15 protein-coding genes and 1 pseudogene are annotated in these 17059 nt (G+C 42.0%); 14 read left to right on the plus strand and 2 right to left on the minus strand.

Annotated features, from left to right (window positions below; translation table 11 throughout):
- Positions 1-2: 2 nt before the first annotated feature.
- The 11 genes from NG22_RS06600 (at position 3) to NG22_RS06650 (ending at position 9085) form a co-directional block, all read left to right on the plus strand.
- Positions 3-566, plus strand: a complete 564-nt coding sequence (locus tag NG22_RS06600; protein ID WP_053405001.1) for a hypothetical protein — start codon at positions 3-5, stop codon at positions 564-566.
- An 11-nt stretch (positions 567-577) separates the two neighbouring features.
- Positions 578-859 (plus strand): hypothetical protein, encoded by a 282-nt coding sequence (locus NG22_RS06605; RefSeq protein WP_053405002.1) that lies wholly within the window; start codon positions 578-580, stop codon positions 857-859.
- Positions 846-1073, plus strand: coding sequence for a hypothetical protein (locus tag NG22_RS06610; protein WP_053405003.1), 228 nt, complete (start codon positions 846-848; stop codon positions 1071-1073). The genes NG22_RS06605 and NG22_RS06610 overlap by 14 nt, the downstream gene beginning before the upstream one ends.
- 11 nt (positions 1074-1084) lie before the next feature.
- Positions 1085-1915 (plus strand): hypothetical protein, encoded by an 831-nt coding sequence (locus NG22_RS06615; protein WP_053405004.1) that lies wholly within the window; start codon positions 1085-1087, stop codon positions 1913-1915.
- 2 nt (positions 1916-1917) lie between these two features.
- Positions 1918-2943, plus strand: a complete 1026-nt coding sequence (locus NG22_RS06620; RefSeq protein ID WP_053405005.1) for a tail fiber protein — start codon at positions 1918-1920, stop codon at positions 2941-2943.
- A gap of 66 nt (positions 2944-3009) precedes the next feature.
- The gene (locus NG22_RS06625; protein ID WP_157600896.1) at positions 3010-3531 is read left to right on the plus strand and encodes a hypothetical protein; all 522 of its coding nucleotides are present in this window, start codon (positions 3010-3012) and stop codon (positions 3529-3531) included.
- Positions 3524-4429 carry a hypothetical protein gene (locus NG22_RS06630; RefSeq protein ID WP_053405007.1) on the plus strand — a complete coding sequence of 302 codons (906 nt, stop codon included), beginning with the start codon at positions 3524-3526 and terminating at the stop codon, positions 4427-4429. The genes NG22_RS06625 and NG22_RS06630 overlap by 8 nt, the downstream gene beginning before the upstream one ends.
- 1 nt (position 4430) lies before the next feature.
- Complete coding sequence (locus tag NG22_RS06635) at positions 4431-5153, plus strand: hypothetical protein (protein WP_053405008.1); 723 nt, start codon at positions 4431-4433, stop codon at positions 5151-5153.
- Positions 5154-5188: 35 nt separating this feature from the next.
- On the plus strand, positions 5189-7528 hold the full coding sequence (locus NG22_RS06640) for a hypothetical protein (RefSeq protein WP_053405009.1): 2340 nt from the start codon (positions 5189-5191) through the stop codon (positions 7526-7528).
- A gap of 63 nt (positions 7529-7591) precedes the next feature.
- Positions 7592-7951 carry a hypothetical protein gene (locus tag NG22_RS06645; RefSeq protein ID WP_053405010.1) on the plus strand — a complete coding sequence of 120 codons (360 nt, stop codon included), beginning with the start codon at positions 7592-7594 and terminating at the stop codon, positions 7949-7951.
- Between the two features lie 117 nt (positions 7952-8068).
- Positions 8069-9085, plus strand: a complete 1017-nt coding sequence (locus NG22_RS06650) for a universal stress protein (RefSeq protein WP_053405011.1) — start codon at positions 8069-8071, stop codon at positions 9083-9085.
- Between the two features lie 705 nt (positions 9086-9790).
- On the opposite strand, the gene NG22_RS06655 is transcribed toward NG22_RS06650, so the two are convergent.
- A complete protein-coding gene (locus NG22_RS06655; RefSeq protein WP_053405012.1) occupies positions 9791-10060 on the minus strand; it encodes a hypothetical protein in 270 nt (89 codons plus the stop codon).
- Positions 10061-10290: 230 nt separating this feature from the next.
- Between NG22_RS06655 and NG22_RS06660 the strand changes: the two genes are divergently transcribed.
- A complete protein-coding gene (locus tag NG22_RS06660; RefSeq protein ID WP_053405013.1) occupies positions 10291-12330 on the plus strand; it encodes a M3 family metallopeptidase in 2040 nt (679 codons plus the stop codon).
- Positions 12331-12674: 344 nt separating this feature from the next.
- On the opposite strand, the gene NG22_RS06665 is transcribed toward NG22_RS06660, so the two are convergent.
- On the minus strand, positions 12675-13334 hold the full coding sequence (locus tag NG22_RS06665) for a hypothetical protein (protein WP_053405014.1): 660 nt from the start codon (positions 13332-13334) through the stop codon (positions 12675-12677).
- 447 nt (positions 13335-13781) lie between these two features.
- Between NG22_RS06665 and NG22_RS06670 the strand changes: the two are divergent.
- A pseudogene (locus tag NG22_RS06670) lies at positions 13782-15091 on the plus strand (pyridoxal phosphate-dependent aminotransferase).
- A 542-nt stretch (positions 15092-15633) separates the two neighbouring features.
- Complete coding sequence (locus NG22_RS06675; RefSeq protein ID WP_053405015.1) at positions 15634-16779, plus strand: site-specific integrase; 1146 nt, start codon at positions 15634-15636, stop codon at positions 16777-16779.
- Positions 16780-17059: the final 280 nt, after the last annotated feature.

Consider the following 17059-nt stretch of genomic DNA (forward strand, 5'->3'; position numbering starts at 1 on the left):
ATATGAACGAAAAACGAATATTAGACGGGCTTAGTAACCTGGTGAAATCAGTATCTGAGGAATCATTTATTGGTATCGTGAAGCAGGTAGATGAAAAGGAGATGGTCGCACAGGTGGAATATGATGAGCTACTTTTTGATGTGCAGCTTCGCGCGGTGGCTGATAGTGATCAGAGCTGTTTTGTTCAGGTTCCGGCGATTGGTAGTTATGTGGTCGCAGCTCCAGTGGGTCATGACAAAGAGCGTTGTGTTTTACTTATTGCTTCGGTGGTGGAAAAGGTGATCTACCAGGGCAAGAAGACTTCACTTATTATTGATGATGTGGAAGAAAAGATCATTTTCAATAATGCTGATAAGGGCTCCTTCATGACGGACATTAACGAGCTGGTGGATAAGCTTAATACTATTGAGCGGGATATTAACAGTTTGAAGACAGCTTTTTCCAATTGGGTGACCGCTCCGAATGATGGAGGTGCAGCACTAAAAGCAATCACAGCCAGCTGGGCGGGGCAACAGCTAACCCCTACGAAAGTGGATGATATTTCTGACGAAAGCATTGAACATTAATAATTTATGATATGGCAAACGATATTAAAAATATCAATGGAGACCTTGACTTTTCCGGTGGTGATGTGTCTTGGGGAGAGTCCACGCGGGCACTTACTCAAAAGATTATTAGTGTCAGAAAAGGTAGTTTGAAGCATGCTCCTGGTTTGGGTGTAGGTATTGAGGATTATCTGAATGATGATGATTCAGCAAAGATATTGAATTCTATCAATCAGGAACTTACTAGTGATGGAATGACGGTGAAATCATTAAGTATAGAGAACTCAAAAATCAGTATAGATGCAGACTATTAAAACGGTCAGGGGACAATCAATTTTTGATTTAGCTATTCAGGAATATGGCAATATTGAAGCTGCATTTATGATTATCGAGGATAATAATTTATATACCATTGACGTGGCTGACTCACTTCCTGAAGGCATGGAGGTGAAAATTCGGGAGACGGATGATACTATACGACAAAATGTATTGAAAAAGCTAGATGGTGAAAAAGTAATAAGCGAATAAGGCATAAGGTTATGGCTAGAGAAATCACTGAAATACAGCAAGAATTGGAGCAGAACATCAATGATGTTTTTGAAACTCCTTCGCAATCTGATGCAGCGGATTGGAAACTTTGGAGCTATATATGGGCGCATGCTATTTGGGCTTTTGAGAACATCATGCAAATTTTTCAAAATGACGTTGATATGATAATCAATACAAAAAGATATGGCACGCTGGCATGGTATTATGATCGCATAATGGAGTTTCAAGGCGCTGATGATGGAGCAGGGTTTGAGGGCGATAAATTAATTGTTGACGAGCATGGCCGGATAGTCTTTGAAGTTCAGGACGAGACGCGGAGAATCATCTCGCGTGCATCAGTTCAGGAAATCAGCGGAGGTATTGCGGTGAAGCTCGCCAAAATGGTGGACGATGAGCTGGAGCAGTTGAGCCCGCAGGAGCTGAACGCTTTTGAGCAATACCTGAGAAACGTAAAGTATCCTGGTACGGCGGTAAACTTAATATCCTTGTCGGCAGATATTATCCGCTATGACCTGAATATATATTATGATCCGCATTATTCAGCCGTAACTGTTCAGCAAAATATTGAAGCTGCGATTGAGCAGTACCGCTGGGTGGTGGGCTTCGATGCCCGATTTTATAAACAGCAATTTGCTGAGTATTTAATGCGGGTTGAAGGGCTGATTTCTATGCGGTTTAATGGCCTGTTTGTTCAGACTACAACCTCGGACTGGACGGCCATAGATGTATACCACGAGCTGGAAAGTGGCTATTTCAATTACCAGCCGCAAGAGGGAGATAATCACTCCAGTATTACAATGATTAACGCTTCAGACTTATAAATATGAAAAGACAAACACAAGACGTTGGTATAAAGAAATGGTGGGGTGACTATTTCGTAGATATGCAAGATCAGATCTATACCGTACTTGATCGGCTTTTTTCGCAGTATGGTAATTGTGTCATTGAAGGCTGTGAAACGACAGGAACAGCGGGGAATTGGTCAATCTCTGAAGGTTTGGTGGGTATCATCCATGCCGACGGTTTCCGCGTGGGCCGCCTGGAGGCTCAAAGTGTAACGGGACTTACCGAGGTACACTTTGAGATGGAAAAGATCACGCACGATGGTGAGTACAAGGATGGAGGAATCCGACCAATTGCTTTTGAATATAAAGCGAATAGAGTTCTGAATGCATCGGCCAACACTTTAACCATTAAGCTGGACGGTTCGCATAATATTTATCAGGATCTAGTGCAAAAGAAAGCTTACGAGCTAGCAGAGTCTAGAGAGCCAAAAATTGAAACGAAGTATAGCGGCTTCAACCTTCCAAAATCCGATTCGATTGATTCAAAAGATTCCAATGAGCTTGCGACCTCAAAGGCTGTTGGCGATTTAAACGAGGTTAAAGAGCCGAAAATTGAAACGAAGGAAAGCGGCTTCAATCTTCCAAAATCTGATTCGGTTGATTCAAATGAGAGCAGCCAATTAGCCACCTCAAAGGCTGTAAAAGCGGCTTATGATAAGATCTACTATAAATCAGAGAAGCTTAAACTAAATAGTACAGTTCAGCCAGACACATATATTACAATAGACCTTGAAAGAATTGGGCGAGTGGTTCATTGTAGAGTGATAGGTAATGAGTCTAAGGGTTTATTTGGTAACATAGTGTATTCCGGTCTCCCTGTAGGGTACCGCCCTTCCCGATATCAGCGGGTCCGGGGGTACTTGCCTAATGCTTCTGGTTGGGGTTACGACGCGTCAACCAGTGCTCCAATGTCTATCTGGCCTGATGGACATATTGATGGGGGGTGGGCTGATGGTGACACATTCCCAAAAGAAGGAGATTTCATGGTCACTTGGATGGTTTAAAAAAACAGCTTGCTACAATCATATAAAGAAATATTCCTTATGCTCGGATTCGACATATTAAGATTTGTGAAAAGGAAAATTCCTTTTTCAATTCGACTACCTAACCGGGTAGTGTATTTATCGTGGCCCTTCCGCTCCTTGTTGACAACCTGGAACAACTTTTTGCCGTGGCGTTCAAATGCACTGTGGCGTGCCAATATCACTGGTCAGACACTCGCTTTAGAATCTAATTTGAATCGTCACGTATCTGGCAGCCAGAACAGTATCTATATAATTGAAGGCTCCCCGCTCTCCAGATGGATATCATTAATTAGCGAACAGGCGGATGTGTTTGAGCCAGGGCTATTACCGGATGAGGAACCGGAAGAAATTGGCCTAAGCACTGAAAATAGTGGCTCACTTGGTGTGAGCTTCCGCGTGATGGCTCCTTCTACGGCCGATGTGCTCGAAATTCAAAACATTGTTGAAACGTTTCGAATAGTCGGAAAGACTTATGACATAGTCACCTTTGTGCCAGGCGCTGGAATAGTAACGAGCTCAGGTCACATACTTATTGATCATAATCAAAACAGAATTACCTATGGCTGATGCAAAAAGAATATATGAGTTAGAGGATGAGGAATTTAGCCCTCACTCTAATGACTATGCAATGATTGACCGGGTGGGTACTACGACCCGGAAGGTGAAAGTAGAAAACCTTGCTGCTACAAAGAATCTAAGTAATGTCCCTGTAAGTGATTTTCGAAACAAAGCCACCAATGCAGGCGTTGGAGTCACCGCGCAGGATCATACTTTCAATATCGACGTTGGAGCTATCAAGGCGGGTGATACAGTACCTTCTGGACTATCATTTGACGATTGGGTCGCACTGGTCGGCACGGAGATTTTCCCACCTGTTGCGGCCATTTCTGGCGGCGGAGTGCATGAGTATACCGGAGCTGCTACGGTTCCTATTACCCTGAATTGGAGCGTAACAAAAGGAAGTCTTAATATCACTAACATCCTTGTTGCAGGTGAGAGCATCCCACCAACTGGCGGCAATCAATCCGGAACAAAGCCCGTTAATGCTCCGGCTAATACTTCAACAAGCTACAGCATCACAGTGACGGACGAGCAGGGACAGCAGGACACGAAAAGCACAACGGTAAGCTTCCGCCACCGCCGCTTCTTTTTCGCTGACTCAGATGACCTACAAGCTATGTCTGACACGGAGATTAGTAACCGGATGAATGCTTCCCACCTTTCACGCTCGGAACTTGCCACAAACCGCCTGAAAAGCTACTCACAGCCCTGCGCAGATGAGTACTTTTACTATGCCTACCCAGCAGCATGGGCAAAAGCCACCTTCCGCGTGAACGGCCTCATTAACAATGCAGTGATCGAAAAGGAATTCCAGTACACTAACCAAAACGGGCATACTGAGACTTACTATTTGTATCGCTCATTCGGAAAAAATTCTTCTACTCTTTCAATTGAAGTTATTTAATATGGATCACGTAAATGACCCCGCCGGAACCGTTGTAGCCGATGCTTTAGCGAGTCCGGGTAAAGGCACAAACTATTCACACAAGCAAATAGGTGGATATTATATCGTTCCAACCGTAGAAATCCGTGACCAAATCCCTGCGGGTGAAAGCTTAAACCCCGACGGCTGGAGCTGTGGACAGCGCGAAAATGGAATGTTGTGCGGCGTAGGACTTGGCAGGGATGCGGTAACTTACCAGTTGGAGGTCGAGAACTGGGATTCTTTAACAGATGCTCAGAAGGTTGCCGAGCTAGCGAATAATGATAATTGGAAGATTCACGACAACGATATAAGCTTTTTCACGCAAGACGTTAAGCCAGATGATGGCCTTGATTACACAGTGATCGACCTAAAAAAAGCCAAATATCAATTTTTGAACATATACCGTGACACTAAAATCATGTTCATTAATACGGAGTATTATAGCGAATATCGTATTGGTATTTTCGTATTCGGATCATTTAATGTGAATTTCCCCGGATTCGACAAATTCCTGAACGGCCAGGGCACAGCGGAAAAACCAGACTTAGCTTATCTTTCCATTGCTAATATTGAAGTTGGGCCGATATTGGTTGATTGGGTTCCGACTGATCTACAACGGTATACGCCATGGGTTCCGGCGGGGTTTGATCCAACGAAACACGGATTACCCGCAGATTGGACGCCTTTTACCCCTACTACTTAATATCTTAATATGAAACCACATAAAGGACTGCCGGGGTGATTCAGCTACTTCTTGACCCCTATGACAAAGAATCTATTCTGCCTGAAGATGAGGAATTATTAATGAAATCGACTATAGGAAATCAGCGCGATGTTATAGGTGCAAATTGTCTTTTCTTCGATGGCACATACGGACTACTATTTCCCTTCACACCTACTTTAGCGCGCGCATGGGTGAAATTAGAAGGCGATGGTGAAGTCTGGCAGGAAGATTTCGACTTAATGCCTTTTTTTGTTGATGCTGAATTTGGTGAGACCTTTAGGGGGTATGTGAAAAAAATCGTCGCAACTGACGGAACGAATGATTTTTCTAGCCCGGGAGAACAAGGAGGTGGTTTTTTTCTATTTCACGAGGAATCAATTGAAATTTATGCTGAAATCCGTGGATTTGTTGGAGCTTCTAGGATCACATTGCTTGATGATTCCGGAGATCCGCTTGACGATTTCTTGATATACTCTCAGCAAAGTGACTGCCCGTGGACTTCAGGTGACTTGTTAGGATTCAACAAGTCTGATGTGATGTCAATAACTCCAGAAGGTGCTGACCCTGCATATCCAGACGTTTGGACCGCGTGGAAGTACGCATCAAATTCGCCTGATCTCTTTTTTTACTCAGCTTTCAACACAAGCGGAATTCAGACGCACGTTGATTATCGATCCCCCACAAGCGATGATTCAATTAGAGTTCGTCTAAGCTTACGTGTAGACGGTGATCAACGAGCTGACCCTTCAGGGTCGAACCCCGGCCCGCCCCGACCTGATTTCGACATCGATTCATACATAGAGGCAGACATGGGAGGTGTTCTTCCATACCTTCAGCAAAATTCAGATGGAAGGCCGTATATAGGAATGCAAGCACCACGGGCACTACCTGGTGCTATTAATTCAAATCAGCTAGCATTTGCAATTACAGACCCTGAAAAGGTCATTGATATTGAATTTAAGCTTGTGGATCTCGGCGATCCTTCGACGTATGTCGATTTGATTACGCAAACTTCTAATATGATGTCGGGTATGAATCTTCAACGCACATCCGGAGGCGGCACTATCGGGATGAGGGACTTCCTTGCTCGAAATGATTTTAGAGACGTTTGGAATACGAGGAATAAGGTAATATTAATTGAAGGGCAAACTGAATTGATTAATTCACGATTTGCGGCTGTGAACATAAGTAACTCATTAGTTTATCCGGAGCTAAGTGTGATTCATTTTTTCATGCTGCAAATACAGGAATATATTGACGGAAACGCGAACGAACTCGATCAAATCACAACAGAAATTTTTAACTCGATTGACGATTTAGATTCAATTTGGGCGCCTACAGAGGAAGATTTGAAGCAAAATTTCATTAACATGTTTAATGAATGGAATGACTTTATAGTACTAGTAAGCCGTGAACAGCGTGACGCGCGGCATTGGATTCAATATGTTACTGATTATTATTCTGCAAATTATGTATTGAATGACTATGAAAATCCCGACATGGCTAACGGCTGGTCATTCGGATCTCCTGTAGGTGGGCGTTTCGCTTACTCAAATCGAGTTACGAATGTTGGCCACAACATCATCCACCTGCAAGGCTTTGTTAATTCACTACGCAATTACTACGAAGGTTTCATTTTCCCGCCAATCACCATAGAGGTTTCCATGACTCCCGGCAATTGCGCACTTGAACTGTATCGTTTTGGGTTTGAAGGAAACAACAATATACCCGCGAACCCTGCAAAGCCTGGCTTTTCAGCCGATGGTATGACCCTTAATTATCGTGGACAAGCGGCCATTAACGCCAAAAGACTACCGAATGGCAACATTGATCCAAATCCAGAAAGTTCACCTATTGCAAACCATTTTCCTAATGAACTCATTCCTGGGGTTGGCATCCCAGGCTTGTACTACATGGAAAATGAATCAAAGAATTATGTAGGCCTTTCCGCTACTGCCACAGCGCGGGAAGATGAGGTCGCAAGGGCTTGGACAAACTACGGCAATCACTTACTCTCTGTTGAAGCGCATCCGGATGATATTTTGATATTTTCGGGATATGATCGAGCGAACGGGTATGATTTAGGTGAGTTTAATCCCGAAATCATTTATCCAGGCTTTAAGGTTACCAGCTTTGGGGCCATTCAAAATGAAGTGTTTTTGCAGGTAGAGGGCGATCATACTGATATTGAACAGGTATCCCTTTGGATTGAAGGCTTCGGCCAGACTCCTTTTTATGACGTTGAGTTGGTTATGGACGGAACCCAAACCCGCTGGGTGTATCCATCATCGAGCATGGCAAATCATTTTCGCTCTTTCGTGGGCAGCAACATGCAAATTAAATCATACTGGTAGTCGTGTGAAAAAATCGTGCACAATTCGTTTTGAAATTTGTGCACGATTCGTTTTCCCGTTTATATGAGAGCTTTTAAAATGATCGCAGTGTTTTTCTTTTTAGGTTTAGGAAGCGTTGCTATGGCATCGGAAAATAACGATGCTGAAAAAGCGAATCGTGTTGTAGTTTCATTCAATCATCAAAATAAATCCCTGATCCTTAAAAGAGGGGCTGATTGTTGCCCCAATACCAATGCCACCATCAATTTGAACCGAGTGGATGAATTGGCCTATAAAACCAAAATATACCGCTACTTTGGAGGAATCCTCCGAACCAATGCCCTGGGCTTTGAAACAATTGTAGTGGAAGAAGGCGGTGAACAAAACATTCTGGATTTTAATCGAGAAAATATTGCTTTAGTGGTGAATAACCTTATAGATTAAATTCAACCCACTCTTTAAAAAGCACCATTCTTTTTGGATGGTGCTTTTTTTTGCATTATTCAAAGGACAACATTAAAAAATCTACATGGTTTTGTATTAAAGAACAAAAACAAAACCATGTATTATAAAATAAAAAGGATACTTGTTCCCCTTGATTTCTCTGCACAGGATGACCGAATTCTTCAGTTCCTATCCATGATCTGTCGAATAGTGGACGTAAAAGAAATTTACTTTCTGCATATCATCCCGAAAGAAGACTGGACCTCCGCCTATAAAAACAAAGCGGACCGAAATCTTGAGGAGATTTTAATGGACAGCATCGAACAGTCTGTGGAGCGTTACTTCAAAGATCAACAAAGCCGCATTCACTTCCGCATTAAAAAGGGTAATAAAGCGGAAACAATTGTACAGTATGCCAAAACAAAAATGGTGGATTTAATTGCTATTGGGAAGAAAGAACGTCAAAACACCCCAATGATGGAGGAGGAAGAAGAAAAACCAAAAGTATTCCCTGAATTTGCCCAAGAGATCGAATTATTACCCTCGGGTATCAGAGGCAGTATGGATACCAGTGGATATTTGGTCAGAAAAGTGGCCAATATGGCTCCTTGTTCCATGCTGATTATTCCGGAAACGCTACCGGAGAAAATTGACCATGTCATTGTCCCTGTTGATTTTACCGATGCCTCTAGGCTGGCGCTGGAAAAGGCCTATGAAATCGCCTTCCAGTCAGCCAACAAACCCATTATTGACTGTGTTCATGTATTCTCGGCACCCATTGGAAATTATTCCGTGGGTATTCCTTATGATGAATGGGTGGAAACTATCCGGAACAATCGAAAAAAGGAATTTGAGCAATTTCTGAAAAAAAGCAGAATCCCGGAGAGAGATGCCGTTCAGTGCAAATTCCTGCTGGATAATGAAGGTAACCCAGCAGAAATTATCTCTGATTACGCCCAAAAGATAAAGGCTTCTGCTATCTGTATTGGTACGGAAGGAAAATCCTTCTTGGCTTCCCTCATCCTCGGAGATGTAGCCGAACGTCTGATCAATTACCCTTTCAGTAAGCCTCTGTTTATTATTAAAGACAAAACGAAAAATATGGGATTTTTCGATGCCTTACTTAAATTATAAACTACGCCTCTGGAATCAACTCGAAAACTCCTCTTTTAGCCGGATTAACCCGGATTGTTCATGCTTAAATCCTCGTTTAGCTGTAAGGCGGAAAAAATGAAGGAATTTTTCCTATTTCGAATTTTTTCCAACGAAACAGATGAATGAGGAGAAAGCAAGCTTGCCCAGATTTGGGATATTATAAATCAAAGAAAACAAACAATAATGAACTTAGAGTAAGCTACTTAGGACTGACCAGTAAATTTAGCGCTGAATAATTCGGCTTAAACCTGCTTTTATCCAGGTCTAGGCGAAGGGCGTTGAAAGAAAAAGACGCCCTTTTTTCGAGTTTTTTCCAAGGGAAGCAGATGAATAGGAAACAATTTAGCAAGGCCGTTTGAAAACTGAAAAATCACAGAATTACAGCTGGCCTCTAAATTGAATTTACCTGAATTATGAAGGCTAAAACCTCGTTCAGTGTCAAGGGAGGAAAATGAAGGAACAATTCCTTATTTCGAGATTTTTCCAACAAAGCAGATGAGTGAGGAAGAAAGCTAACTATTTCGCCAATTCGGACTCTCAACAATCAAAACCACCCACAAAACACTGACAATCAATCCTTATATGGGTTAATGAATGTTGTAGTACATCATTCCATCAATCAGATTGTATGGTAGTTAAAAACGAGGCATAATGGCATTCTAAAGCTCAGACATTCACAATACATTATGCCTTGAGCTTTTTAGGAGGACGAGTCATTTTTATCATTTGCTTAAACTCGTCAATACTTATGGGGGCAATGACCTCCTCTACCTGAGGCTCAGATTTTTTCAGATGCTCTTTTTGACTTTGTTTCCGCTGTATTCCCTTCTCTTGCTTTTGTTCTTTCTTATGAGACCTCTTCTCTCGATCCTGATGAGGTTCTTGCTCCGCCATGGCAGAAGAACCAAAAAGAAAGCATATCCCAAAAATGATTACCTGTAAAGTTCTCTTCATAATTGTGCAAATAATGTTCTAAAATTAAAGCTACATAAGCACAACTACCTGTAATTTAAATTGATAACTCACCAGTGTAAGAATTGGTTTAAACCCATAGTTTTTAGATCAATAGCAGGAAAAAAGTCTTAAATTAATCTGCTCCGCCGGACCTTTTTGGATGAAATCACGTAAATTTTTACAAAACTGTCCTATTTTTGGAATTATTCCCATAATGAAAAATCGATCTAATGAGTCATAACCCACTTTTAGTAGAGAAATTTGCCGGATCTTACGAGGCAATTCCTTTTGATCAAATAGAAGAAAAACATTTTTTGCCTGCTTTGGAGGAAGCCATTGCCAGTGGCAAAAAAGATATTGAGGCCATTAAAGCCAATACTGCACCAGCAGATTTTGATAATACCATCGTTGCTTTGGATGAAGCCGGGAAATTGGTAGGGCGTGTATCTTCCATCTTTTTCAATTTGAATTCCGCCGAAACCAATGATGAAATTCAAAAAATCGCTCAGGAATTCGCTCCGAAACTAACGGTTTATTCCAATGAGATTTTGTTAGATGAGGCCCTTTTCGAAAGAGTAAAAACGGTTTTTGAAAATACCAACCTTGATGCGCTTTCTCCGGAAGACAAGACCCTTTTGGAAAAGACTTACAAAGGTTTCGTGAGAAATGGTGCTCTTTTAGCCGAGGATCAAAAAGCCCGGCTGACCGAAATCTCTACTGAACTTTCCAAAACAAGTCTTCAGTTTGGTGAAAACGTACTGGCCGAAACCAATAAATATGTCAAAATTGTAGAGAACAAGGAAGACTTAGCCGGTCTGCCGGATTTTGCTTTGGAAGCCGCAGCAGCGGAAGCCAAAAACCAGGAGGCAGAAGGCCAATACGCCCTGACACTCCAGTACCCTTCTTATATCCCGACCATGACCTATGCTGACAATCGGGAATTAAGAAAGGAATTATTCCTGGCTTTTGGACAAAAAGGGTTCCATGGAGATGATTTGGACAACCAGGAAATCATTAAAAAAATCGTAAGCCTTCGCCATAAAAAGGCCCGGATTCTGGGCTATAAAAACCATGCGGACTTCACCTTGGAAGAACGTATGGCTGGCAGCCCCGAAGCCGTAAAAGGCTTTTTGAATGACCTTTTAGAAAAAGCGAAGCCGGTAGCTGATGAACAGGTCGCGGAAGTGAAAGCATTTGCCGCTTCCAAAGGACTGGAAGGAGAATTGCAAAGATGGGACTGGGCTTACTATGCCGAAAAGCTAAAAAAGGAAAAGTTTGCCATTGATGACGAAATCCTTAAACCTTATTTCCAACTGGAAAAAGTAGTGGACGGGGTTTTTGAAACGGCTCGCAGACTTTTCGGCATTACCTTTAAGCAGATTGACATCCCGGTTTACCATGAAGAAGTCACCGCCTACGAGGTAAAAACAGAGGCTGGCGACTATGTAGGTTTATTTTACGCAGATTTCTTCCCAAGAAAAGGAAAAAGAAATGGTGCCTGGATGACCTCCTACCGTGGACAGTCCAACGTACATGGCCAGCAACAGCGTCCGCATATTTCCATCGTATGTAACTTCACCAAACCAACTGCTACCAAACCAAGCCTGCTGACTTTCAATGAAGTCACCACCCTTTTCCATGAGTTCGGGCATGCTTTGCACGGATTATTGGCCAACACCACATACAGCAGTCTTTCCGGCACCAGCGTTTATTGGGACTTTGTGGAGCTCCCAAGCCAGATTCTGGAAAACTGGGCCTATGAAAAAGAATGCCTGGACTTGTTCGCCAAGCATTATGAAACTGGTGAAAGCATTCCAATGGAGTTGATCACTAAAATTAAAGAATCGGCCAACTTCCTGGAGGGCTACCAAACCCTTCGTCAGTTGAGCTTTGGACTCCTAGACATGGCCTGGCACGGGCAGGCGCCTGAGGAAAACACCAAAGTGGGTGAGTTTGAGAAAAAGGCCATGGCACCCACCGAGCTTTTCCCCACAGTAGAAAGTACTTGTATGAGTACCAGCTTCAGCCACATTTTCCAGGGCGGCTATTCCGCGGGATACTACTCCTACAAATGGGCCGAAGTGCTGGACGCCGATGCCTTTGAAGCATTTCAGGAAAAAGGCATTTTTGATGTCACTACCGCCACTTCCTTTAAAGAAAATATCCTTTCCAAAGGAGGAAGTGAACACCCCATGACTTTATATAAACGTTTCCGTGGAGACGAACCCAAAACTGATGCACTGCTCAAGCGTGCCGGTTTGTTGAAATAATATTAGCCTAAAAGGTCGGAAAATTTCCGGCCTTTTTTTTATTCCCCATTACACAGGAACGATCCATACTGAGTTTTGGGGGCCTTTTGCTAACGCAAAACCGGGCTGGCGGCACTCGCTTTTTGGCCCTATCAGCCTCCATTAGAGGAGCCAAAAGAGCTCAAACAAACTGCCTTCATCCCTGGCCCGGAACCCAACTTGCACCAACCTCCGGAAATGGAAAGGCTGAAGCTATTAATCAGGGACTTCTCCACCAAATCAACTTATTTCACCCTTTCCACCTTATGCCTTTCACAAGGATACCCTCCCAAAGGAATGCTGGAATTTAGCTGGAAACGAATAATTCATCGCAACCGAAAACGTGATGGTGACGGCTCATAGTACTGTTCCCCAATCCAAAATCCGGAATTTAACTCTAAAATAATCACCTTATCAGACAAGGGCTCAAACACCCCTTGCTCCAGGCCATCCAATACCGGATTCCACAAAAATGCTTTGGCCAGTTGAGGCGCGTACTCTTTTCTGATTCGCTTGGACAAATCCCTTAAGGTATTCACATCATCCATCTGAGATAACCAGCTCTCTTCCAGAGAATTAATACTCACCCCTTCAATATCAAAATAAAGATGATCCATGATCAAATCAGCCGCAATAATTATGGAATCACCCTGTGAATAAATTTGTGTTTTCTCCCCATCACCAAAATCTACCATAAAGGAACATCTGCCCGGCACATAAAACACCCGACTGGTCGTGGCATCATACAGAGAAAAGCCAAAAACAGTGTAGGGTTCTACCTTCTTCACCGTATCCACATACACAAACTCTTCCACCGCCAGCTCTACCCTTCCACTACTTTTGATTTGCTCAATATACAGGCGTTCCCGTTTCAATCGGGCTTCCCGATCGGCCATTGCCTTCTGAGAAAGCCGCTGCTCATGAAAGAAAAATGCAGCTACTAACACAACTACTGTTGAAATCAAAAAATACCAAATTCTATTCATCCTGTTAAATATCCATTTTCTCTTATAACAGCCTTAAAACAGGGATTATCTGCCCCGGATTCCTGACCTTTGATCAAAATCCAAATAATCATACCCTAAAACGCTCTCCCACCTTTGAATTTTGAAGAAATAATAAGAATTTCACAAACTTTACAACATTATAATTCACAAAATCAAAATTAATCCGCCACTCGCGGAAAAAACCGGAAGATTCTGGTACCAAATGAAGGCATACACACCGCCATTAATTTTAATGGAAATTAACGCAAAACGCCACAAATAGCCCAATCAGGCATTAATTTTGTATAAAATAATCACCTCTATTTCACCAACGGAATAGAACCGCCAGAAATTCATCAACAATCAAAGGTTGAATTTTTCGCAATTTAATTTAGACGGGAAAGCCATGGCTACCTGAATGCCCGTCATTAATGAGTATAATTTAATATGAGACAACGTCTTTTAAGAGAGGGAGCAAGCGAGCTAACGTACGAAATCCGGGGCATTGTAAAAAAGGCGGAACAACTGAAAAAGGTTGGTCAGCCTATTTACTGGGAAAACATTGGGGATCCCATTCAGAAAAATGCCAAAATGCCCGATTGGATGAAGGACATTATTGGCCAATTGGTAAAAGAGGATGATACTTTTGGATATTGCCATTCCAAAGGGATTCCGGAAACACGAGCCTTTTTGGCCGCCAGGACCAATACCCTGGGGGGTGCCCAAATCTCTGCTGAAGACATTTTATTTTTCAATGGTCTGGGAGATGCCATATCAAAGGTGTATCAATTCCTGATGCCGACCTCCCGAATTATTGGTCCGTCTCCGGCCTATTCCACGCACTCTTCTTCTGAAGGAGCGCATGCGAACACCAGCCCCCTGACCTATAAACTGGATCCGGACAATCACTGGTATCCGGATATGGATGATTTATACCTGAAGATCAAATACAATCCCAATGTGGTGGGCATCCTGATTATTAATCCGGATAACCCAACGGGAATGGTATACCCAAAAGAAATTCTGGATCGCTTTGTAGAAATTGCCAGAGAGTTCAATCTGATGTTGGTCTCCGATGAGATATATTGCAATGTAACCTATAATGACGCTCGGCATGGCAACTGGCGGAGTACATTCAGGAAGTTCCGGGCATTGCTTTGAAAGGTATTTCCAAAGAATTCCCCTGGCCGGGTGCGCGTTGTGGATGGATGGAATATTACAATCGTGGAGCCGACGAACAGTTCGAACGCTTCTGTCAGACCCTGGACAATGCCAAAATGATTGAGGTTTGTTCCACCAAATTACCACAGAAAGCGATTCCGATCATTATGGGAGATGAGCGCTACCAGCCCTACCGTATTGAAAAGAATAAAGAAATCGGGCAGAGAAGTAATATCATCACGGATATTTTAAATGACATCCCCTACATTACCTTCAACCCCACCAATGGTGCCTTTTATAACACCATCATTTTCCGGGAGGACGTACTGAAAAAAGGGCAGCATTTAAAGATTGAAAATCCCGAAGCAGCAGCACTTCTGAAAAGTTGGGAAGATGCTGAACCCAATATGTCTTTGGACAAGCACTTTGTTTATTCACTCTTAGCAGCGGAAGGAGTCTGTGTAGTCCCAACCTCTTCCTTTGCCAGTGAGTTACAGGGATTCCGCGTCACCCTACTGGAGGAAAATGAGGAATTATTAAAATCGACCTTCGGCAAAATTAAAAAAGCCTTGATGGCTTACTGTGAGAGCATTTAATTTTTTATTGAATACCCATAATCTAAAAAGCACGATCCCTTACCGATCGTGCTTTTTTCATTTACTCAAAAATGATTTTCATTCTTACCATGTTTTCGTCACATTTTCAACAACCTCCCATAAACTGAAAATCGCCCAATTAAATTTACGAAGACTAAAAACAGATGTCCCTCTTTCAAATCCCTCCTGTATACGGTGTTTATTATCCGTTTCCCCACCATCTTTCATAAGGTCGGCTGACTTTACAGCACCAAAATTTCCACTTCAACACAACGGCCTTGATCAATTGGCGAAAAGCCATGGAGACTGCTACCGATAAGAAGTCGTCACAGCGTTATTTCCTCAATATTTTCTTCTAACCCCTCAGAGGTCAAATAACGCCTTGATGAATTCCGGTAGTAGACTCAATGGCGCGCCCGAATTGATCACAGCCTTGATTTTTTTGTTTCGTTTTTTATCAAGGAAAATGAAAAGTATGCCTATTGCGCAATTAAGGATGATTTTGTAGTTTTTGATACACAGACTTTTAACGCGATAAATTTATGAAGAAAGTAAGATTTAACTACTACAATAATGATATAAGTAAACGTTGGTATATCACCTATCCGGTTATAAAGAATGGGAAACTGAAATCGCACCGAAAGTATATTAAAAGCAAAAAATACCCTACAGTGGATGAAAAGCACGCATTTGCAAAAGAATTTATCGCGGATATGGAGCAAAGAATAGAAAATAACGATTTAATAGATATAACTTCTAACGAAACTCCCAAAGAAATCCCAACTCTGGAAAGTGCAATAACGAATATTATTTCGATTTTTAAACAAACTTTAGCGGACAATACTTTGAGCTCATACAAATGTGTGCTAAAAAATTTTTTGAAATTTGTTCAGGAAGGGGAAGATTCCGGTATTTTGGTCAATAATGTGACCACTGCCCACGTCCATGAATTTCTAGATTTTAAGGTTTCCGAAGGGCAATTGTGTATTAGTAGTAGAAATCGATATCTCAGAACTCTGAAGGCTTCTTTCGAGTTGATGAGGGAAAGGGAAATCATTGAAATTAATCCAGCCAGAACAATAAAAGGAATCCGTAATCCTGGACAAAAATCTCATCAGCCCTATACCATGTTGGAGGCTACTCAAATATTGAACTATTTAAGGAAACATGACCCACAACTTTTCGTTTTTGTTTCCATCATTTTCCATACCTTTTTGCGTCCTATTGAAATATGTCGAATGCGGGTAAATGACATTGATTTTGATAATCAACGTATCCATGTATCTAAGGAAAATTCAAAAACGAGGATTGCCAAAAACCCAAGGTTCTCCAAACAGCTTCTCCAAATTTTAAGAGAGTACATGGTGGAGCCTAATTTTGGCGATCTATTTATTTCGGTGAATGGTGCTCCAGGTATGAGGAGTTTGCAAGTAGATCAAATCCGGTACAGATACAATAAGGCTTTAAAAGCGATAAAACTGGATGGCAAGGGACATACACTCTACAGTTGGAAGCATACTGGAAATATTGAACTCTATAAGCAATGTAAGGATGTCAAATATGTGCAGTTTCAAAATGGGCACACCTCGCTATCAATGACGGATCAATATTTAAGAAATCTCGGCCTTATGATGGATGATAGCTGGAGCTACGAAATGCCTGACCTTCAATTTGAAGAAATTGCATAGTAGCTAGGTGATTTTCTGTTTCCTCTTTCCTCACCTCATTTTCGAGAAATTGTACTTTAAATCCCTCTTCTGGGGCTCCTGGTATTTTTGGTAGTCAGAAAAGTACAAATATTTTGAGGAAACAGAGGTTAAAGTGCAATTTTATGGCGATTATTAGAAAAGTACTAATGAAATAATACAAATGACTGTTGAGGCTCATTTATTAGGGTTTTTGAGAGGCTGATTTCGATGAATTTTCAAATTTCATCTCTAAATACAGGGATTTATATTGGGTTATTTA

The organism is Persicobacter sp. CCB-QB2 (genome assembly GCF_001274635.1).
Classification (GTDB): Bacteria; Bacteroidota; Bacteroidia; order Cytophagales; family Cyclobacteriaceae; genus Persicobacter; species Persicobacter diffluens.

Bases quoted from the DNA above. Each gene is read 5' to 3' on its own strand.
- NG22_RS06650 (WP_053405011.1), top strand. From the start codon at position 8,069: ATGTATTATAAAATAAAAAGGATACTTGTTCCCCTTGATTTCTCTGCA.
- NG22_RS06635 (WP_053405008.1), top strand. From the start codon at position 4,431: ATGGATCACGTAAATGACCCCGCCGGAACCGTTGTAGCCGATGCTTTA.
- NG22_RS06645 (WP_053405010.1), top strand. From the start codon at position 7,592: ATGAGAGCTTTTAAAATGATCGCAGTGTTTTTCTTTTTAGGTTTAGGA.
- NG22_RS06610 (WP_053405003.1), top strand. From the start codon at position 846: ATGCAGACTATTAAAACGGTCAGGGGACAATCAATTTTTGATTTAGCT.
- NG22_RS06615 (WP_053405004.1), top strand. From the start codon at position 1,085: ATGGCTAGAGAAATCACTGAAATACAGCAAGAATTGGAGCAGAACATC.
- NG22_RS06665 (WP_053405014.1), bottom strand. From the start codon at position 13,334: ATGAATAGAATTTGGTATTTTTTGATTTCAACAGTAGTTGTGTTAGTA.
- NG22_RS06655 (WP_053405012.1), bottom strand. From the start codon at position 10,060: ATGAAGAGAACTTTACAGGTAATCATTTTTGGGATATGCTTTCTTTTT.
- NG22_RS06600 (WP_053405001.1), top strand. From the start codon at position 3: ATGAACGAAAAACGAATATTAGACGGGCTTAGTAACCTGGTGAAATCA.
- NG22_RS06605 (WP_053405002.1), top strand. From the start codon at position 578: ATGGCAAACGATATTAAAAATATCAATGGAGACCTTGACTTTTCCGGT.
- NG22_RS06630 (WP_053405007.1), top strand. From the start codon at position 3,524: ATGGCTGATGCAAAAAGAATATATGAGTTAGAGGATGAGGAATTTAGC.
- NG22_RS06660 (WP_053405013.1), top strand. From the start codon at position 10,291: ATGAGTCATAACCCACTTTTAGTAGAGAAATTTGCCGGATCTTACGAG.
- NG22_RS06675 (WP_053405015.1), top strand. From the start codon at position 15,634: ATGAAGAAAGTAAGATTTAACTACTACAATAATGATATAAGTAAACGT.
- NG22_RS06620 (WP_053405005.1), top strand. From the start codon at position 1,918: ATGAAAAGACAAACACAAGACGTTGGTATAAAGAAATGGTGGGGTGAC.